At 68.2% G+C, this 18,504-nt stretch carries 13 protein-coding genes and 11 pseudogenes; 7 read left to right on the top strand and 17 right to left on the bottom strand.

Annotated elements, in window-relative coordinates:
- Positions 1–447: 447 nt before the first annotated feature.
- From panB to hda, 9 genes and pseudogenes are all read right to left on the bottom strand, one after another.
- Positions 448–1,263, bottom strand: a complete 816-nt coding sequence (gene panB, locus IPM73_02975) for a 3-methyl-2-oxobutanoate hydroxymethyltransferase (protein ID MBK8917050.1) — start codon at positions 1,261–1,263, stop codon at positions 448–450.
- A gap of 52 nt (positions 1,264–1,315) precedes the next feature.
- A complete protein-coding gene (locus tag IPM73_02980; GenBank protein MBK8917051.1) occupies positions 1,316–2,443 on the bottom strand; it encodes a CZB domain-containing protein in 1,128 nt (375 codons plus the stop codon).
- A gap of 23 nt (positions 2,444–2,466) precedes the next feature.
- Positions 2,467–2,814 carry a DMT family protein gene (locus IPM73_02985; protein MBK8917052.1) on the bottom strand — a complete coding sequence of 116 codons (348 nt, stop codon included), beginning with the start codon at positions 2,812–2,814 and terminating at the stop codon, positions 2,467–2,469.
- A pseudogene (gene folK / locus IPM73_02990) lies at positions 2,811–3,288 on the bottom strand (2-amino-4-hydroxy-6-hydroxymethyldihydropteridine diphosphokinase). Before folK ends, IPM73_02985 begins: the two are co-directional and overlap by 4 nt.
- Complete coding sequence (gene pcnB, locus IPM73_02995; GenBank protein MBK8917053.1) at positions 3,285–4,559, bottom strand: polynucleotide adenylyltransferase PcnB; 1,275 nt, start codon at positions 4,557–4,559, stop codon at positions 3,285–3,287. The pseudogene folK and the gene pcnB overlap by 4 nt, the downstream one beginning before the upstream one ends.
- Positions 4,560–4,674: 115 nt before the next feature.
- A pseudogene (locus IPM73_03000) lies at positions 4,675–5,338 on the bottom strand (HAD family hydrolase).
- A 214-nt stretch (positions 5,339–5,552) separates the two neighbouring features.
- Positions 5,553–5,762 carry a BrnA antitoxin family protein gene (locus tag IPM73_03005; GenBank protein ID MBK8917054.1) on the bottom strand — a complete coding sequence of 70 codons (210 nt, stop codon included), beginning with the start codon at positions 5,760–5,762 and terminating at the stop codon, positions 5,553–5,555.
- 9 nt (positions 5,763–5,771) lie between these two features.
- Positions 5,772–6,053 (bottom strand): BrnT family toxin, encoded by a 282-nt coding sequence (locus tag IPM73_03010; protein ID MBK8917055.1) that lies wholly within the window; start codon positions 6,051–6,053, stop codon positions 5,772–5,774.
- An 86-nt stretch (positions 6,054–6,139) separates the two neighbouring features.
- Positions 6,140–6,794, bottom strand: a pseudogene (gene hda, locus IPM73_03015) (DnaA regulatory inactivator Hda).
- A gap of 126 nt (positions 6,795–6,920) precedes the next feature.
- Between hda and IPM73_03020 the strand changes: the two are divergent.
- The 3 genes and pseudogenes from IPM73_03020 (at position 6,921) to IPM73_03030 (ending at position 8,583) form a co-directional block, all read left to right on the top strand.
- Positions 6,921–7,358, top strand: a pseudogene (locus tag IPM73_03020) (Hsp20/alpha crystallin family protein).
- A 16-nt stretch (positions 7,359–7,374) separates the two neighbouring features.
- Entirely contained in the window at positions 7,375–7,749 is a 375-nt protein-coding gene (locus tag IPM73_03025) for an Hsp20/alpha crystallin family protein (GenBank protein MBK8917056.1), read from the top strand.
- A gap of 134 nt (positions 7,750–7,883) precedes the next feature.
- Positions 7,884–8,583: pseudogene (locus IPM73_03030) on the top strand (fumarylacetoacetate hydrolase).
- A gap of 59 nt (positions 8,584–8,642) precedes the next feature.
- Here the strand turns inward: IPM73_03030 and IPM73_03035 are convergent.
- The 4 genes and pseudogenes from IPM73_03035 to IPM73_03050 form a co-directional block, all read right to left on the bottom strand.
- A pseudogene (locus tag IPM73_03035) lies at positions 8,643–9,681 on the bottom strand (RNA methyltransferase).
- A 62-nt stretch (positions 9,682–9,743) separates the two neighbouring features.
- Positions 9,744–10,373: a hypothetical protein gene (locus IPM73_03040; GenBank protein MBK8917057.1), complete on the bottom strand. Its 630-nt coding sequence runs from the start codon at positions 10,371–10,373 to the stop codon at positions 9,744–9,746.
- A gap of 82 nt (positions 10,374–10,455) precedes the next feature.
- A pseudogene (locus tag IPM73_03045) lies at positions 10,456–11,394 on the bottom strand (glycoside hydrolase family 3 protein).
- Positions 11,363–12,692 (bottom strand): annotated as a pseudogene (locus IPM73_03050) (inner membrane CreD family protein). Before IPM73_03050 ends, IPM73_03045 begins: the two co-directional pseudogenes overlap by 32 nt.
- A gap of 191 nt (positions 12,693–12,883) precedes the next feature.
- Between IPM73_03050 and IPM73_03055 the strand changes: the two are divergent.
- A complete protein-coding gene (locus IPM73_03055) occupies positions 12,884–13,249 on the top strand; it encodes a DUF937 domain-containing protein (GenBank protein ID MBK8917058.1) in 366 nt (121 codons plus the stop codon).
- On the opposite strand, the gene IPM73_03060 is transcribed toward IPM73_03055, so the two are convergent.
- The 3 genes and pseudogenes from IPM73_03060 to creB form a co-directional block, all read right to left on the bottom strand.
- Positions 13,141–13,629 (bottom strand): hypothetical protein, encoded by a 489-nt coding sequence (locus tag IPM73_03060; protein MBK8917059.1) that lies wholly within the window; start codon positions 13,627–13,629, stop codon positions 13,141–13,143. The two genes, IPM73_03055 and IPM73_03060, sit on opposite strands and share 109 nt — an antisense overlap.
- Positions 13,626–13,922 carry a hypothetical protein gene (locus IPM73_03065; protein ID MBK8917060.1) on the bottom strand — a complete coding sequence of 99 codons (297 nt, stop codon included), beginning with the start codon at positions 13,920–13,922 and terminating at the stop codon, positions 13,626–13,628. The genes IPM73_03060 and IPM73_03065 overlap by 4 nt, the downstream gene beginning before the upstream one ends.
- Positions 13,919–15,395: pseudogene (gene creB / locus IPM73_03070) on the bottom strand (two-component system response regulator CreB). The gene IPM73_03065 and the pseudogene creB overlap by 4 nt, the downstream one beginning before the upstream one ends.
- On the opposite strand from creB, the pseudogene purM reads away from it, so the two are divergent.
- From purM to IPM73_03085, 3 genes and pseudogenes are all read left to right on the top strand, one after another.
- Positions 15,394–16,682: pseudogene (gene purM / locus IPM73_03075) on the top strand (phosphoribosylformylglycinamidine cyclo-ligase). The pseudogenes creB and purM overlap by 2 nt on opposite strands.
- Before the next feature lie 350 nt (positions 16,683–17,032).
- A complete protein-coding gene (locus tag IPM73_03080) occupies positions 17,033–17,530 on the top strand; it encodes a response regulator (GenBank protein ID MBK8917061.1) in 498 nt (165 codons plus the stop codon).
- A gap of 56 nt (positions 17,531–17,586) precedes the next feature.
- Entirely contained in the window at positions 17,587–17,883 is a 297-nt protein-coding gene (locus IPM73_03085) for a hypothetical protein (GenBank protein ID MBK8917062.1), read from the top strand.
- Between the two features lie 201 nt (positions 17,884–18,084).
- On the opposite strand, the pseudogene IPM73_03090 reads toward IPM73_03085, so the two are convergent.
- A pseudogene (locus IPM73_03090) lies at positions 18,085–18,504 on the bottom strand (tRNA (adenosine(37)-N6)-dimethylallyltransferase MiaA).

Consider the following 18,504-nt stretch of genomic DNA (forward strand, 5'->3'; position numbering starts at 1 on the left):
GTTCTCGCCATGATTCCCTCCCCAATACCCGTTGGGTTTCAAGTATAGGCGAGCCCCATGAAATGATACGCATTAATGAGACACTACACTAGTTTTGTTCTGATGGTCATGGTGTCTCCAATGTAGGTGGTTCAGTGCCTTGATTGCGTCGAAGGGCGCCGCTCAGCGGCACGGGGCGATGTCAAGCAACTATTACGCCAGGATTGGAAAATCATGTTGATTCAATTTGTTGCGCGTAATGGGTGGCAAGGGCCGGGCTTGTGAGTGTAAAGAATCCCGACACCTCCCGGGCTGGACGGGTAGCGGAAAAGACTTCGGCCACGGGGGCGCGCCCCGACGCCCGGAGGTCTTGCGCTCCGGTGCTGCGCCTGATGGGTCTGGAAGAGAGCCGCGCGTGCAATCGGTGGCGACGGCGCGTGAGGTGCCGCCCGCAGGCGGCTTGGCCGGCTACGCGTAAGCGTGCTCCGCCGCCGGGAAGGAGCCGTCCTTGACGGCCTTGACGTAGGCTTCCACCGCGCCTCTCAGGCTGGCGGAGCCTTCCATGAAGTTGCGCACGAAGCGGGGCTTGCGTCCGGGGGCGACGTCGAGCATGTCGTGCAGGACCAGCACCTGACCGGAGCAATCGGCACCGGCGCCGATGCCGATGGTGGGGATGGCGAGGCGGGCGGTGAGCAAGGATGCCAGGGGGGCGGGAATGGCTTCCAGCACGATGAGGGTGGCGCCGGCTTCCTGGAGCGCCACGGCGTCGGTCAGCAGTTGGGCGGCACCGGCGTCGTCGCGGCCCTGGACCTTGAAGCCACCGAGTTGATGGACGGATTGGGGGGTGAGCCCCACGTGGGCGCAGACGGGAATGCCGCGGCGGGTGAGGAAGCGGGTGGTGTCGACCATGTCCTGGCCGCCTTCCAGCTTGACCATGTGGGCGCCGGCGGCCATCAGGCGGGCGGCGTTGGCGAAGGTTTCCTGGGGGGAAACCTGGAAGCTGCCGAAGGGCATGTCGGCGACGATCAGGGCCCGCCGGGAACCCCGGGCCACGGCGCCGGTGTGGTAGGCGATGTCGTCCAGGGTCACGGGAAGGGTGGAATCATGGCCCTGCAGGACCATGCCCAGGGAATCGCCGATGAGCAGGACCTCGACGCCGCAATCGTCCAGAAGGCGGGCGAAGCTGGCGTCGTAGCAGGTCAGGACGGCGATTTTCTCGCCGCCTTCCTTCATGCGGGCGAGGTCGACATGGGTCAGGCGACGGCTGGAGGCTTGGGCCGACAAGGGAAGCTCCGGATCAGGCGGTCAGGGGGCGAAGGGAGTTTTTTACAGGCGCTCAGTGCGGGGCGCAGAGGATGTCCGGGTTGTTGACCCCATGCTGGGCCATGCGTTCCAGGCAGGAGAGCACTTCCAGGCTGGCGCTTTCCATGAGGGTGATGCAGTCGGTGCCGCCCGCGAAGTCGCCGTTGCGGAAACGCTGCACCGCCTCGCGGCCGAGCTTATGTACGGCCAGGTGCGGGTTTTCCATGGCGGCGTAGCCGTCCAGGCGCGAGAAGCACGCCTTGCCGTCGCCCTCGTAGTACCACTTGCCCAGGCGGCAGGCGGTGTGGTCGGCGAAATCGGAGGCCGACTTGGGCGAGTAGCCGAAGAAGACCTTGTAGATTTCGAACTTGAAGACCAGGTGGTCCATCTTGGCCAGTTCGGTAAAACTGCGCAGGGCCGAGATGGCGATGTCGCGTTCCATCTTGCGCGAGGCGTCGATGATGCCGCCGATGCGCTGGGAGGCTTCGTTGCCGTCGGCGCCGAAGCCGGAAGACTTGGCGGCCAGTTTTTCCATGGCGCTGTGGGCGCTGGTGGTTTCCTGGCTGATGGCCTGCACCAGGGCGGAAATGTCGTTGGTGGCCTTGGAGGTGCGTTCGGCGAGCTTCCTGACTTCATCGGCCACCACGGCGAAGCCGCGACCGGCCTCGCCGGCCCGGGCCGCTTCGATGGCGGCGTTGAGGGCCAGCAGATTGGTCTGGTCGGCAATTTCCTTGATGAGGGAGAGGATGCTGCCGATCTTGTTGGCGCTTTCGTTCAGGCCCACCACTTTTTCCATGGTGCCGTGGGAATCCGCTGCCAGGGAGCCCAGATCGGTACTGATGCGCTGCATGAGCTCGCTGCTCTCGGCGGAAGTGTTGGCGGCGACGATGGCCTCGTCCTTGGTGCCGCGCAGATCGCCAGCCAGGAGGGCGAGGGTCTGCTGGGAGGCTTGCAGGGAGGAACCGAAGGTTTCCAGGTTCTTGAGCAGCAGATCCCAGGCCCCCGAATTGCGGGTATTGCCATCGACTTGCGTCTGCAAGGTCTGGCGCCGGCTTTCGCTGTCGCTCAACTGGTTGCGCAGGAGCGTGCTCTCGTTTTCAAGTTGGGTGATGCGTGCGCGTGCTTCATCGAGTTCCCGGGAATTCCCGCCAAACAATCCCATGATGCCTCCTCCTTTATTGATCTTCAGGGCCGAAAGACAAAGTATATCGCCCCCAGCATGCACAAGGCAGCCCACAGATAGTCGAGTTTGAGGGGCTGGTGCATATAGAAGACGACGAAGGGGACGAAGACGGTGAGGGTGATGACCTCCTGCAGGATCTTCAACTGGGCCAGCGAAAGCTCCGTGTTGCCGATGCGGTTGGCCGGCACCTGGATCAGGTATTCGAAAAGGGCGATGCCCCAGGAGATCAGCGCTGCCACCCACCAGGGCTTCTCGTTGAGGTGCTTGAGATGGGCGTACCAGGCGAAGGTCATGAAGACGTTGGACAGCGCCAGCAGAATGACGGTCTGCCAGAGGACGGGGAGGTTCATAGGCGCGCGATGGACTGGAGCGCCACCGCCGGCAGCCAGGGCGGCGACGCTGCCGCGGCCGGGCAGGGCGAGGTCGGGGGCGATTTCGCCCAGGGGGGCGAGGACGAAGGCCCTGAGATGCAGGCGCGGATGGGGCAGGCTCAGGGCCGGGGTGACCAGCACCGTGTCGCCGTGCAGCAGGAGGTCGAGGTCGAGGCTGCGGGGGCCATTCCTTTCCCGCCGCAGGCGTCCGGCGGACGCTTCCACCGCGAGCAGCGCGGCGAGCAGGTCCAGGGGCGGGAGCTCGGTATCCAGGGCGGCGGCGGCGTTGATGAAATCAGGCTGGGCGGCAAGGCTCACCGGCGCGGTGCGGTAGAGGGAGGAGCGGGCGGCCAGCCGCGTCTGCGGCAGGGCGGCCAGGGCGTCGAAGGCCGCCTGCACCGCGGCGACCGGGTCGCCCAGGTTGGCGCCCAGAGCCACGTAGGCGCGGGTCATTCTGCGTCGGAGGCGGGGTTCCCGGTGGCGCCGGGCTTGCGCCGACGGCGGCGGCGTTTCTTGTCGCCGGCCTTTTCCGGCTGCAGCAGGGCGGCCCGGGCCTCGCCGTCGGCGTTCTGAAATTCGGTCCACCAGCGGCCCAGTTCGCCGTCGATTTCCCCTGCCTCGGCACGCAGGACGAGAAAGTCGTAGGCCGCCCGGAAACGCGGCTGCTCCAGGAGGGCATAGGGCCGCTTGCCGGCGCGACTCTCGAAGCGCGGCTGCAGCGCCCAGATTTCCTTGATGTCGCCGGCAATGCGGCGGGTGATGGCCAGCTTTTCCGCCTGGCTGTCGAGCACGTCGTCCATGGCGGCGTAGAGCGCCGGGATATTGGACAGCTCCCCCTTGCCCTTGATCTTGTCCCACTGCGCCAGGACCTCGTGCCAGAGCAGGGTGGCAAAGAGGAAGCCGGGGGAGATGGGCTTGCCCTGCTTCACCCGGGCGTCGGTATTGCCCAGGGAAAGCATGACGAACTTCTCGCCCATGGGCTGCTCCAGGATGACGTCGAGCAGGGGCAGGAGGCCGTGGTGCAGGCCCTCCTCGCGCAACTGGGTCAGGCATTTGACCGAATGGCCCGAGGTGAGGAGCTTCAACATTTCGTCGAAGAGGCGGGCGGGAGGCACGTTCTCCAGCAGTTCCGCCATTTCGCGGATGGGCTTCCTCGCCGCCGGATCGATGAGGAGCCCCAACTTGGCGGCGAGGCGCACGGCCCGCAGCATGCGCACCGGGTCTTCGCGGTAGCGCTTCCTCGGTTCGCCGATCATGCGCAGGGTCTTCTGCTTCAGGTCGGCGACGCCGTGGTGGTAATCCACCACCGCCTCGGTGGCCGGGTCGTAATAGAGGGCGTTGGCGGTGAAGTCGCGCCGGGCGGCGTCCTCGGCCTGGCTGCCGAAGACGTTGTCGTGCAGCACCCGGCCGTGCTCGTCCGTCTTGGCGTCGTCCCCCAGCATGCCGCGGAAGGTGGTCACCTCAAGGGTTTCCTGGCCCATCATCACATGCACGATCTGGAAGCGGCGGCCGATGATGCGGGAGCGGCGGAAGTAGCGGCGAATCTGCTCCGGCGTGGCGTCGGTGGCCACGTCGAAATCCTTGGGCTCGGCGCCGATCAGCAGGTCGCGCACCGCGCCGCCCACCACGTAGGCCTTGTGGCCGTGGCTTTGCAGGGTCTCGCACACCCGCCGGCTGCCGGAACTGACGCGGTCGCGGGTGATGCCGTGGCTGGCCACGGGAATGACCGCCGGTTCGAGCTTGCCGGGGCGGCCTTCTTGCCGCCGAAGACGCGGGAAATGAGTTTGCGGATCACGGGAAGCCGGTTCGGTGCGGCAAAGCCGCGGAAAAACGCGGATTCTACCGCAGAGTGATGATTTTCCAGCCCATTTCGCTGGCGTGGGCGCGCAGGGTCTCGTCCGGGTCCACCGCCACCGGGGTATCGACGCTGGACAGGAGCGGCAGATCGTTGAGGGAATCGCTGTAGAAATAGCTCTTTTCGAAGCTGCCCCACCACAGGCCCAGGGATTCCAGCCAGGCCTCGGTGCGCAGGATCTTGCCTTCCCGGAACGACGGCGTGCCCCGGGCGCGCCCGGTAAAGCGGCCGTCTTCCCACTCCGGCACCGTGGCGATCAGGTGCGGTACGCCGAACTCCCGGGCGATGGGGCCGGTGACGAAACTGTTGGTGGCGGTGACCCAGGGGCGCAAAGGTCGCCGTCATCCTGGTGCCGCCGCACCAGCGCCCGGGCCGCGTCGCCGATCAGCGGGCGAATGTGGCGCTCCAGGTACTCGGCGTGCCAGGCATCGAGTTCCGCCCGCGGGTGGCGGGTGAGCGGCGCCAGTTGGAAGGCCAGAAAGGCATGGATATCCAGGGTGCCGGCCTTGTACTGCTCGTAGAACTCGATGTTCCTGGCCTCCTGGATTTCCCGGTCGACCACCCCTTGCCGATGAGAAACTGGGCCCACTCGAAATCGGAGTCGCCGGAGAGAAGGGTGTTGTCGAGGTCGAAGAGAGCGAGGTTCATGGGGGGGTGGGGGCGGGGGGTTAGGTGGAACGTTTGGCCCGAGGGGCTCGCGTCGCCGACGGCAGAATTACAAAGCTGACGGCCTACGCGGCTGATCCGGCGTCGCTCCCGGGCGATGGCTCGAACACCCAGTGGCGTAGCCGTCGAGAGGTTCCTCATGCAGCGTGTCCAGAAGCCAGCGGGGCATGCGCAGACCCCAAACGATTCCAATACCCTACTTCCAGTCGAGATTCAATTTACGGTGGGACGCTGCGCAGTCTCGCAAGTAGAGGTTGATGAGGCTTTGGTAGGGAATACCGACCTCCTCTGACAGGGCCTTGAAGTAGCCAATTGATTCTTCATCCAGGCGAATCGTGACCTGCTTCTTCAACTGAGAAGCGTAGGGATTCTTCCTGGCGTTGGAGAAGTCGTATTCTTTTCGCATGGGGCACCTTTACGGGTAAGACTTCATTTCCTTGGCCGTCGCTTTTCGGGCGGAGATCAAGCGAATCACACCACCGTCGCCTCGATAGCAATGGCAGACGACCAGGAGCTTTAGCGCAACGCTCAGGCCAAGCAGGACAAAACGATCTTCGTCGCCAGAATGGTCGGGGTCGTCGATAAGCTTGGCGCGGGTGTCGTAGAAGGCGGATTTCGCCTCTTCGAAGCTCACGCCGTGCTTTTTGACGTTGGCAGAGGCCTTCTGTTCGTCCCACTCGAAGTGCAGAGTGCTCATGGGAAGAGTGTAGTTACAATGTAGTGCTATTGCAAGTGCGGAGCCCGGCGGTACGGGCGTAGTGAACATTGCCTTGCGGTCGGCGCCTACCTGACTTCCAGCGGCGCCTGCAACAATTCCCGCAGCAGGGGCAGGGTGAGGGCGCGTTTGTGTTCCAGGGTGTAGCGGTCCAGGGCGACGACGAAGGCGGAGAGGGTGCGCATGTCGCGGGGGGCGTGGCGCAGCAGGTAATGGATGGCTTCCGGCGTGAGCTTCAATGCCCGCTCCTTGGCCTGCGCGGCGAGGGCGGCGGCTTTCTCGGCGTCGGAGAGCGGTTGCAGGCGGTAGATGAGGCCCGATCCCAGGCGGGTGCGCAGGTCTTCGCGCAGGGGGCAGGTGGGCGGGGGCTGGGGGCGGCGGTCAGCAGCCGGCCGCCGGCCGCCTTGCTGCGGTTGAAGGCGTTGAAGAGAGCGATCTGGCCGTCGCCATCGAGGGCATCGACGTGATCGACGGCAAGGGCGGCGGCTTCGGGCAGTGCGGCGAGGGCCGGGTCGGCGGCGGCGTCGTGGTAGGCGAAGCCGCTGGCCTTGAGCAGGTGGCTGCGACCGCAGCCGGCTTCGCCCACAGGCAGAAGGAGAACTCCCCGCCCTCATCGGCCAGCCAGGCGGTGAAGGCCGCCAGGGTCTCGCCATTGCCGCCGGGAACGAAGTTGTCCAGGCTGGGGGGGCTTTCCGGCAGGAGGTCGAGGAGAAGCTGGCGCATGGGAGCAGGCGGGGCGGGGGCGAATCTTATCACCGCGGCGATGCCCTCTTGAAACCGCGCAGGCGGCACCCATATCGGTTCCATGGGCGCGCGCCGCGTCCGCTTGGAATCCAGGAGGAGAGGCTCATGTTCTACCGTACCGTTTTTCCCCGCGACCTGTTTGCCGAACTGGAGCGCCTGCAGCGCGAAGTGCAGCAGAATGTCGACGCATCCCCAGCATCCGGGGGGCAGCCGCAGCGGTTTCCCGGCCATCAATGTAAGCAGCGGGCCGGAGTCCGTCGAGATACACGCCTTTGCTCCGGGGCTCGATCCCGCCGCCATCGATGTGCAACTGGAAAGGGCGTCCTCACCCTCTCCGGCGCTCGCGCTTCCGTGCTGCCGCCCGCCGATGCGCGCGCCACCGCCCATCTCGATGAGCGCTTTGCCGGCCGTTTCCGGCGCGTCGTGACCCTGCCCGACGACATCGATCCCAACGGTGTGCGTGCCCGCTACCGGGACGGCGTGCTCCAGGTGAGCGTGCGCCGCCGCGCCGCGGTGCAGCCCCGCCGCATCGCCGTCGAATGACCCGAAGGAGAACGCCATGACCCAGACTTCCGCCACCCCTGCTCAAACCCCCCGCGAAGCGGCCAGCCTCGTCCCGCCGGTGGATGTGATCGAGGACACCGCCGGGATCACCTTGTACGCCGACCTGCCAGGGGTGCCCAAGGACCGCCTGCACCTGCACGTCGAGGCCGATACCCTGACCATCGAAGGCGAAATCGCCCTGGAAGCCCCGGCCGGCATCGAAGCGACCCACGCCGAGGTGGCCCTGCCGCGCTATCGCCGCGTCTTCAGTCTGTCGCGGGAACTCGACCCGGACCGGGTCAGTGCCGAATTCACCCAGGGCGTGCTGACCCTGCGCATCCCCAAGGCCGAGCAGGCCCGGTCGCGGCGCATCGAAATCGCGGTGGAGTGAAGCGCCTCTTCTGCGCCCTGGGGTTTGTGGCCGCCGGCCCCGGTGTCGCAACGGCCTCCTGCCCCACGGACCTCGAGATGGCCGCGCTCGCTGCCCGCTACGTCGCACGGGAGCCGCTGCCGCAGCCGCCCGGCCTGTCCCTCGCCGACGCCGCCTGTGGGCGCGACAAACTCACGGTTTTTCTCGCCCAGGCCTACGGGCCGCCGGTGGGGTACAAGGCAGCCCTCACCAACCCGGTCGTGCAGAAGCGCTTTGGCGCCGACCGGCCGGTGCGGGGCACGCTGTATCGCGGCATGCTGCTGGCTGAGGAGCGGAGGTGCCGGTGGCCTGTGGCGCCCGGCCGGTGTTCGAAGCCGATCTGGTGGTGGAGGTGGCCGACCCGGCCCTGGCCACGGCCCGTGATGTGGAAGACGCGCGGCGTTTCCTGGGGCGCCTCTACCCCTTCATCGAACTCGCCGATCTGATGGTGGAGGATCCCGCCCGCCTCGACGCCGCCGGCATCGTCCTGGTCAATGCCGGCGCCCGCCTGGGGGTGCTGGGCTCGCCCCTGCCCTTGCCTTCATCGCAGGCCCTGGCCGCCATGACCGTGCGTCTCCTGGATGGCGAGGGCGGGAGATCGAGGCGGCGCCCGGCACGGCCATCCTTGGCCATCCCCTGCACGCCGCGCTGTGGCTGGCCCGGGATCTGGAGGCGGCGGGAATCCTGCTCAGGAAGGGCGATCTCTTGAGTCTGGGCTCCTACTCCCGCCTCACGCAGCCCGTGGCGGGCGGTGGGGCGACGGTGGTGTATGAGGGTTTGCCGGGCAATCCCCGGGTGAGCGTGCGCTTTCGCTGATGGGGTGCGGGTGGGCGGCGGTCTTCTCCCCCTTCACATGGGGCGGCTGAGGACGGAGGTCAGGAATGCCGTGCGCCGGGCACCTGCGGGAGGTCTTCGCCGGCCAGATGCCGGGCGCGCAGTTGGCCGCAGCCGCCGTCGATGTCCTGGCCCGCCGAGTTGCGCAGCTTGGCGAGGATGCCCTGGCGCATCAGGGTGTCCACCAGGGCGGCGCAGCGCTCCGCCGAGGGCGCTGGTAACCCAGGCCCTCGTTGGCGTTGTAGGGGATGAAATTGACCATGGCGTAGCGGCCCCGCAGGGCGCGGCGAGGCGTTCCGCTTCGTCGTCGCCGTCATTCACCCCGGCCAGCAGGGTCCATTGCACCTGCAAGGGGTAGCCGGTGGCGCGGGCGTAGGCTTCGCTCTCGGCCAGCAACTCGGCAGGGTCCAGGTCGGCGGCCTTGGGCAGCAGGGCGGCGCGGCGTTCGCGGAAGGTGGAGTGCAGCGACAGCGCTAGGGCCGGCTTCACAGGGCCGGCGGGCAGACGTTCGAAGACGCGGCGGTCGCCCACGGTGGAAAAGACCAAGGTTCTTGTGGCCGATGCCGCCCAGGGTGCCGAGAAATTCGATGGCTTCGAGCACGTTGTCCAGATTGTGGGCGGGTTCGCCCATGCCCATGAAGACTACCCGGCGCACCGGGCGCTGCCGCCGCGCCAGGGCCACCTGGCGACGATTTCCGCGCTGCCCAGTTGCTGCAGCAGGCCGTCGCGGCCGGTCATGCAGAAACGGCAGCCCACGGCGCAACCCACCTGGGTCCGAGACGCACAGGCCCTGGCGCAGGAGGCGCACGCTTTCCACCGTCCGGCCGTCGGCAAGGGGCCACCAGAAGGCGGGCCGAACCGTCGCCGCCGGGGTGTTCGGAAACCAGGCGGACCAGCCCTTCGGCCTGGGCGAAAAAAGCCGGCAGGTCGGCCCGCAGCGCGGCGGGCAGAAAATCCCTCGGCACGGCTGCGACGATTGTCCAGGGTGCCGCTACCGCACCAGGCGCGCAGGACGCGATCCTGGTGGCAAGGCTTGGCGCCGAGGTCGGCAAGGCGCTGACGAAGCTGGGTGAGGCGCATGGGGAAACGGGCTGCAGCGGGGCGGGGCGACCCGCGGGAGAAAGACGGGCGCGGAGGAAGGATCAGGCCATGCTGGCCAGGGCCTGGGCCAGATCGGCGTTGCTGCTGCCGCCGCCTTCCTCGGCGCCCCGGCTTTCGATATCCACCCGGTAGCCGGACTGCGCCAGCAGGTCGGCCCAGCGCTGGGCTTCCTGGCGGGTGGGATGCCAGGGGCCATGCTCGATGACCACGTTGCGGTTGCGGTCCTTGTATTTGGTGACGACCCGGTGCATGAAGCGCTGGCGCCGATGGCGCGGCAAAGGGAATGGCCACAATTTACCAGATTCCCGCCCCGCCGGAAGCGGCCCCTCCTGCTGCTGCCCGGCGCTCGAAGAAGTCGCCCAGGCGCTCCCGGCTGGCGGCTGGGGCGTCCGGGGCGATGGTGCCGGCTTCCAGGCCCGGGCGGCGCCCAGGATGGCGCGGTAAATCTGGTCCGGGTCGTAGGAGACCAGCACCAGATCGGCTCCCGCGGCCAGGGCCTCCCCCGCCACCCGTCCTATGCCCCGCCCGTAGACGGCGCCCATGTTGAGGTCGTCGGTGATGACCAGACCGCCGTGGCCCAGGCGGCCGCGCAGGAGGCCGGCGATGGCCGCCCGGGAGTGGGAGGCGGCGTGCGCCTCGTCGACCGCCGCCAGGGTGACGTGGCCCACCATGACCGCCGCTCCCGGCGGGGCCGCCGCATAGGGTCGCCAGTCTTCTTCCAGGGCTCGGGGGGGGCAGGTCGAGGCGGGCGGGGCCGAAGTGGGTGTCGGCCTGCAGGCGGTGCAGGCCGGGGAAGTGCTTGTAGGTGGCCCCGACGCCGGCCTCGGCGAGCCCGGCTGCGTAGTTGCCGGCGATGCGCGCCACGAGGTCGGGGTCGGCGGCGATGGCGCGGCGCGCGATGAGGGTGCGGCGATCCGCCGCGAAGCCGCGCTCGGGCTTCAGATCGACCACCGGGCCGAAGTTGAGATTGATGCCCAGGCGCGCAAGCTCCCGGCCCTGGGCACGCCCGTAGGCCCGCGCCTGATCCTCCGGCGTGAGACCCTCCGCGCCACGGCCCGGGCTGGCCAGCGCCGGCCGCGGCGTGAGCCAGGGTGAGAGGTGGGAGACTTCGCCGCCTTCCTGGTCGGCGGCCACCACCAGGGGCGGCAGGCCGGCCTCGCGGCGCCGCTCCTGCAGGGAGGCGATCTCCGCTGACAGCTGCGCGGGCGGCGTGCGGCGAAGATTGCGGCGGGTGACGTAGAGGCCGCCGATGAGCCTTTTCCGCCAGGCTTTCGACCTCGGCGAAATCCCGGAAGCCGACCATGAAGTGCCCGCCCACGGCCCGCGGGGCGGGCCCGGCGGCCAGAATCTCCGCCCGGTGGCGGCGAATTCCAGTTCCCGGAAGAGGGTCAGCCCGCCACGGCCAGAAAGGCAAGCGCCAGGAGCCGCGGGGCGCGGCCTCCGCGCAGGAAGCCGCGGCGCCCCCAGGCCGGCGCTCAGGAGGCCGGTGTTTCCCAGGCCCGCAGCCAGAACAAGAGCGGGTGCTTGAGATGCCCCGCCAGGACCAGCAGGGCCGCTGCCAGCCCCAGGCCGGGAAAAGCGCCCCGGCGCGCCAGGCCGGGGCGCTTGCCGGCCGGCCGCCGCAGGGGCAGCGGCAAGCGGCGACCTTGGGCGCCGGGCCTCACTCCGGCCTCCGCGGGGCGGCGAGGGCATCGACCCGGTACCAATCCACGCGGCGGGTGGCCAGCATCACCGTGCCCGGGGCGAGGAAGAGCAGCAGGGTGCCCATGAGCAGAGAGTTGTCCTCCGACAGCAGCACCCGTACAGCACGCCGTAGAGCCGGTGAGACCCCGGCGAAGCCCAGGGCCGGGCGTGTTCCGCCCAGGGCGCCGGCGGTAGGTGCCGATGAGGGCGATGCAGCCGGCCGCCGCGATGCCGTAGGCGACGACGAAGGGCAGGTGCTCCGAAAGGGCGATGAGGAGCAGGAAGAGAGCCAGGGCCAGCCCGACCAGCAGGTATTGCAGGGGTGGATGGGCGCCCGGCGCAGAATTTCGGTCAGGAAGAAGCCGGCGAAGGTGAGGGCGATGAAGAGGATGCCGTACTTCACCGCCCGCTCCGATTCTGAGCGATGACCGGGTCCATGAAGGAGACGTCGATCACCTCAGGCGACGCGGCCCCGGGAAGCCGCCAGGGTGTTGGCGAAATTGCGGGCGAGGTGCGAAATCTCCCAGCGGGCGGCGAAGCCATCCTCGGCCACCTCGCGTTCCCGGGGCGGGAAACGCCCGCCAAGCTGGGGTGGCGCCAATCCGACCTGAGGTCACGCTATTGGCCTCGCCCGTGGGGGCGATGGCCAGGCGCTCGGTGCCGGTGAGCTGGAGCGGGGAAGCTGAACTCCAGGGGCGTGCTGCGGGCGAGATCGACCGCGCCGAGGAACGGCCAGCCGCGGCCCGGCCAGGCGTCCCCCCTCCGCCGGCCGCCCTTGGGAGTGGCGAAGCGGTGGCGCTTGCCGGCGATGCTCACCTCCGGGTCGTTGCCGACGCCCCGGGGTCCGAAATGCCCAGCACGAGGAGGCTTCGGCGCTGACGATGTCCCGCTTGCCGTCCAGGCCCAGGTTGGGGGGATGACGAAGCGCCCGCTGGCCGCCAGGGCCAGATTGAACAGCCGTGCCTGATAGATGCCCCGCTTGCGGGTTTCCACCCGGGTGTCGCCGTCCAGCTAGAGCATTTCCGGCGGCAGGTAGAGGTGGCATCGCGGAAGCGCGGCGTGGTGGTGGTCTGGCCCGTATCCGGATCACGCTTGCGCTCCGGTTCCAGTTTTTCACGGTAGCTGATGGCCAGCACGGGCCCCACCAGGGTCTGGGGCCCGGCGGCGCTGTTGGCGATGCTCTGCTGCACTTCGAACTGGCGATGGCTGCGCTGCCTGACCTGGCCTTCGATCAAGGACAGGGGAACGAGCAGCAGCAGGGACATGAAGGCGATGGCGACGAGCTTGTACAACAGTTTTCTGTCCATGGGGTCTCCCGGAGTCAAGGTGAGACCAGTGTCGCGGCGGCGGGTGAGGGGAGCGCAAGCGGGGGTGAAGTCCGGTGAAGGGGCATGAAGCGGAGCATGAAAATTCATAGGATCGGTTACATTGGGCGCCTTTTTCAAGGAGAACCCCATGGGACTATTGGATGGTTTGGCCGGTCAGGTCATGAATTCGCTTGCCGGAAACGGAGGCGCACCGCAGTCAGGCTTGCTGGAGGCCGTGGGGAGCATGTTGGGCAACTCCCCAGAGCGGTGGCCTGGCGGGTCTGATTGCCGCTTTCGAGCAGCAGGGTCTGGGCGGCATCGTCGCCTCGTGGGTAGGAACGGGCGCCAATCAGGCGATCAGCGCTGAGCAGATCCGCTCCGTTCTGGGCAGTGGTCAGATTCAGGCCCTGGCGGGTCAACTGGGGATTTCGTCGGAGGAGGTGTCCGGTCAGTTGGCCCAATTCCTGCCGCAGATCGTCGACCGGCTCACCCCCAATGGCGCCCTGCCGGCCGAAGGTACCATCGGCGGCCTGCTTAACCTGCTCAAGGGCGCCTGAAGCCGGCGTCGCCCGGTCCGGTGGGGGCTCCCCGCCGTGCCGCGGCGATCAGGCGAGCGGCAGGCGAAGCGTTGCCAGACCGCCGCCTTCGGGGTGATTGGCGGAACCCCCTCCCCATGCAGCCGGGCCACCTCCCGCACCAGGGCCAGGCCAGGCCGGTGCTCTTCTTGCCAGTGGCCGGGCGGGGCAGGGGAATAGAAGCGCTCGAAGAGCTGGGGCGGGGGCGTGGCCGGGGCGCCGGGGCCGTGATCGCGGAAGGTGATCTGGGCCTGGCCCTCGGCGATGGACAGGCTTATTTCGATGCTTCCGCCCTGCGGTGAGAACTCGATGGCGTTGTCCAGGAGGTTGAGGACGGCCTGTTTGCAGGAGCAGGGGGTCACCCTGGGCGGTGGCGCCCGGGGGCTTCGATGCGGCAGCTCATGCTGCGGGCCGTCAGGGCCAGGGCGCGTTCCTCGCGGCAGCGGGCCAGGAGGGCGGGCAGATCGACCTCGACCGCCCCTTCCAGGTGCCTGCAACTGCTCGACCCGGGCGAGCTGCAACATGCGTTCGATGATGGCCCGGAGCCGGCCGCCCTGTTCAGCGATGCTGGCGGCGAAGCGCTGGCGGTCTTCGGCCGGCGGGTCGCCTTCAGGATTTCGGCGGCGCCGAGGACGGCGGTGAGCGGGCTCTTCATTTCGTGGGCCAGGTTTTGCACATAGCGCTCGACGTACTGCTTGCCCTCCAGCTTTTCCCCGCATCACCGCCAGGGCCGGGCCAGTTCGAAAACTGGCGGCCGCCACCGGTGGGGGCTCGGCCTTCTTCCTCTGCCACGTCCCGGGCGTAGCTGCGCAGGCGGTTCCTCCGTCCACGTGAGCCCAGGCCGAGAACGCCAGGGCCGATGAGTGCCGAGGCCGCCAGCAGCCAGTAGCCCGCCCGGCGCACCCGCTGTTCGGCGCGGTCGATGTAGGGCAGTACGGTGGCCAGCGGCTTTGCCAGGAGAGCACGCCGATGAGCCTGCCCTGGTAAAGGATGGGGGCGGCCACGTACATCACCGAGGAGCTGGGGTCGTCCGGGTTCTCCCCGGGTGCTGCGGGCGCCGTATTCGCCCTTCAGCACCCGGGCCACGTCGCGCCATTGCGAGTAATCGGCGCCCACGGCGCTGCCTTCGGAATCGAAGACCACGCGGCCGGCGGCGTCGGTCACATAGACGCGGAAGTCGACGCTGTCCTTCTGCACCCAGATGTCGGCCCGGGGCGTGCGGCCCTGGGCGGCGGCGAAGGCGGCGGAGAAGCCCCGTTGCCGATGCGTCCGGCGGCCAGCTCCGGCCCCGCCAGTTCGGCCAGGACTGGGCGGTATCGACCAGGGTTTCCTCGGTGGCCTGGCGGATGCCCGGCTCCGCCTCGTGGGTGAAGATGTTGAGCACTGAACCAGGCGGCCAGCCCCAGCATGAGGAAATAGCCGGCGAAGAGGCGGACGGAGATGTTCATCGGGCGGCGATGCTATACCCCAGCCCCGATGGGTGGCGATGGGGTCGTCGTCGGCGCGTACCGCCTTCAGCTTCTGGCGCGCAGGGTCTTGATGTGGGTGTCCCTGTCCGGTCCAGGCTGTCGCCGCCGTCCTGCCAGACGGCCTCCATGATGTGGGCGCGGAGAGCACGCGGCCGGGGCGTTCCAGGAGCAGCGCCAGCAGCAGGTATTCGTAGCGGGTGAGCGCGAGCCGGTGCCGTGGTAGGCGATGCGCAGGCCCTCGGCATCGACCGTGAAACGGGCCGGGGCGGGCCGGAGAGGCCGCTGCCGCCTGCCTTTCCGGCCGCAGACGGCGCAGGATGGCGCGTACCCGGGAGACCACCTCCCGCGGGCTGAAGGGCTTGGCCACGTAATCGTCGGCCCCCAGTTCCAGGCCGACGATGCGGTCCACCTCGTCGGCCCGGGCGGTGAGGAAGAGCACCGGCACTTCGGAGAAGCGGCGCAGGCCGCGGCAGACGTCGAAGCCGCTCAGGTCAGGCAGGCCCACGTCAAGCACCACGAGATCGTGACCCTCGCCTTGCAGCAGCGCCATGGCCTCGCCGCCCAGGGTGCAGCAGTCGACCGCGAAGCCGTCGGCCCTGAGGGGCGTAGGCGAGGGTGTCGGCAATGGCGGGTTCGTCGTCGACGATGAGGATTTTCATGCGGGGGAAAGGGGTGAAATCAATCCTCGAGGGGTGGAATCGATTCTCGCCTGGAGCTGTACCGTGCGGCAACGCCCGGTACAGGCCCGCCGGAGGCAAGGGCCCCGCCCTGGATGGCCAGGCCGTGACCGATGTGCCGGCATCATGCCAGAAAGCGGGGCAGGGCTCACGCCCCTTTCGGGTAAAATCACCCCTTTTCAACGGCGGGAGTGCTCCTTCCGCCCCCGGCCGCCCCCATCATGACCCAGCAGACTTCCTTTCCTACCGCGATGCCGGTGTCGACATCGACGCCGGTGACGCCCTCGTGGACCGTATCAAGCCCCTGGCCAGGGGAAGACCCTGCGCGAAGGCGTACTGGGCGGCATCGGCGGCTTCGGCGCCCTTTTCGGGTGCCAGCGCTACCAGGAGCCGGTGCTGGTTTCGGGGACCGACGGTGGGCACCAAGCTGAAGCTGGCCTTCCAGTTGAACCGCCACGACACGGTGGGCCAGGACCTGGTCGCCATGAGCGTCAATGACATTCTGGTGCAGGGCGCCGAATCCCTCTTCTTCCTCGACTACTTTGCCTGCGGCAAGCTGGACGTGGACACCGCCGCCAGCGTCGTCGGCGGCATCGCCCGGGGCTGTGAACTGGCCGGCTGTGCCCTCATCGGCGGCGAGACCGCTGAAATGCCCGGCATGTACCCGGACGGTGAATACGACCTGGCGGGCTTTGCCGTCGGCGTGGTGGAAAGAGCAAGATCATCGACGGTTCCACCATCGCCCCGGGGACGTGGTGCTGGGCCTCGCCTCTTCCCGGCGCCCATTCCAACGGCTACTCCCTGGTGCGCAAGATCATCGAGCGCTCCAGGCCGGACATGGACGCGCCTTTCGATGAAGTGGACGGAAGAGTGCGCTCCTCGCCGACGTGGTCATGGCGCCGACCCGCATCTATGTGAAGCCCGTGCTGCAACTGATGCAGAAGCTCCCGGTGAAGGGCATGGCCCACATCACCGGCGGCGGCCTGCTGGAAAACGTGCCCCGGGTGCTGCCCGACGGTACCGTGGCCGAAGGTTGCACAAAGCCGCCTGGCCCCGCCCCGGCTTTTCGACTGGATGCAGGCGGAGGGCAAGGTGGCGGAGAACGAGATGCGCCGTGTCTTCAACTGCGGTATCGGCATGGTCATCGTCCTCGCCGCCGCCGACGCCGAGGCTGCCATGGCCGAGCTCACAGCCGCCGGTGAGGCGGCCTGGCGCATCGGCAGCATCCGCGCCCGCAGCGGCGACGAGGCTCAGACCGTCGTGGTCTGACCTTCGGAACCCGCGGCCAGCGCCCTTCGCCAGGCCCAGGGCGACCGGTCCAAGCGGGAAACGTCGGCTGACCGCCGAACCCGCGCACCCGCGCCGGCTCCGAGTGGCTTCCTGACGGCCCTCTCTCCCGACCCTTTTTCCGCGTTGCGCGAGCGCGCCTGCCTCCAGGCGGTGGTGTCTGCGGGTTTGCCCGCGCTTTGGCGCTGCCACGGCCTGCGGCTCGTCGGACAATGCCGGGACAATAACGGGGGGTGAGCCATGGGCGAGCATGAGTTTCAGGTTTTCGTCATCGACGACGACGAAGTGGTGCGGGAAATGCTCGCCGCGCTGCTGGAGAGGACGATTGCCAGGTGAGCACCTTCGCCTCGGCGGAGGACTACCTGGAGCGCGCCGCGCAGGGCTCCCCGGACATGTTCCTCCTCGATGTGGTCATGCCCGGGATGAACGGCTACGACCTGTGCCGGCGCCTCAAGGACGACTTCGACACCCAGGACATCCCCGTCACCTTCATTTCCGCCCAGGACGACCTGGACAGCCGTCTGGCCGCCTACGAGGCCGGTGGCCAGGACTTCATCGTCAAGCCCTTCGATCCCCTGGAGCTCCAGAACAAGGTCAAGGTGGCCCAGCGCCTCATCGCCGAGCGGCGCAGCCTGCGGGACCAGGCGGGCTTCGCCCAGCGCACCGCCCTTTCCGCCATGACCAGCATGGGGGAGCTGGGGGTGGTCCTCCAGTTTCTGAGCAAGTCCTTTGCCTGCCGCGAGCCGGAGCAACTCGGCCAGGAAGTGCTGGCCGCCCTGCAACAGTACGATCCAGCAGGGCGCCGTGCAGTTGCGCCTGGGGGCGGATGAAATCTCCTCAGCGCCAAGGGGAGCCAATGTGCCCCTGGAAGTCGGCATCCTGCGCCATGTGCGGGGTTCCGGCCGCATCTTCCAGTTCAAGAACCGGCGCCTTCAATTATGGCGGCGTCACCGTCATGCTCAACAACCTGCCCCTGGACGATCCGGACAAGGTCGGCCGCATCCGCGACAACATCGCCATCCTGGCCGAAGGCGCCGACGCCGGCTCCAGGCCATCGGCGTCGAACGCGAAAACCGCCGCCGGGAGCGGGGCGTCCTGGTCACCCTGCCGCGGGTCCACGATGCCCTTGAATTGCTCCAGCACAATTACCGCACCACCAGCTTCCACCTCACCCAGCACATGATCGAATTCAGGAGGCCCTGATGAAATCCTTCATGCACCTGGGCCTCACCGAGGGTCAGGAGGATTTCCTCAACCGCCTTGCGGGCGAACACATGCAACGCATCGTGGCAGCCCAGGACCAGAACTGAGCGTGGTGGACCAGTTGCGCCAGTGGCCGACGAACTGGGCAGCTTCCGGGCGCCGAGAGCCACCGCTTTCCACCTTACCTGGGCGGGGCCATCGCCCTGCGGCGCGAGAATTCCCCTACCCGCCGGGCCAGGCGATGCCCAGGTCCGGCGCCAGGCAGCCGAAGATTTCGAGGTCGAAGGAATTGCTCAGCCAGGTGATCCTGCCGCTTGGCCAGTTGCCGCGTGGCAAAGATACCCTGGTCCCTGCAATTCCGTCCTGGGGATCCCCCGTCCTGGGTCTCCACACTGGCGGTATTCCACCGAACGCATGGAAGGCAGGTCGGCGGCTTGTGCGTAGCGCTGCCGGAGGCGGGACACTTCATCCTCCAGGCCCGCCAGCAGCATGGCGTCGAAGCGTTGCGGGATGCGGGGGTGCAGCGCGGCTCGGTCGCCGGGCAGAGGCCCAGGGTGAAAACGCCAGGGGTGCCGCCGCCCTCGCTCCCGGGCCAGGACGA

It is taken from the genome of Betaproteobacteria bacterium, assembly GCA_016720065.1.
Classification (GTDB): domain Bacteria; phylum Pseudomonadota; class Gammaproteobacteria; order Burkholderiales; family Rhodocyclaceae; genus SSSZ01.

Bases quoted from the DNA above. Each gene is read 5' to 3' on its own strand.
- IPM73_02980 (MBK8917051.1), bottom strand. From the start codon at position 2,443: ATGGGATTGTTTGGCGGGAATTCCCGGGAACTCGATGAAGCACGCGCA.
- IPM73_02985 (MBK8917052.1), bottom strand. From the start codon at position 2,814: ATGAACCTCCCCGTCCTCTGGCAGACCGTCATTCTGCTGGCGCTGTCC.
- IPM73_03005 (MBK8917054.1), bottom strand. From the start codon at position 5,762: ATGCGAAAAGAATACGACTTCTCCAACGCCAGGAAGAATCCCTACGCT.
- IPM73_03010 (MBK8917055.1), bottom strand. From the start codon at position 6,053: ATGAGCACTCTGCACTTCGAGTGGGACGAACAGAAGGCCTCTGCCAAC.
- IPM73_03025 (MBK8917056.1), top strand. From the start codon at position 7,375: ATGACCCAGACTTCCGCCACCCCTGCTCAAACCCCCCGCGAAGCGGCC.
- IPM73_03040 (MBK8917057.1), bottom strand. From the start codon at position 10,373: ATGGTGGGCCACGTCACCCTGGCGGCGGTCGACGAGGCGCACGCCGCC.
- IPM73_03065 (MBK8917060.1), bottom strand. From the start codon at position 13,922: ATGAAGAGCCCGCTCACCGCCGTCCTCGGCGCCGCCGAAATCCTGAAG.
- IPM73_03085 (MBK8917062.1), top strand. From the start codon at position 17,587: ATGTGCGGGGTTCCGGCCGCATCTTCCAGTTCAAGAACCGGCGCCTTC.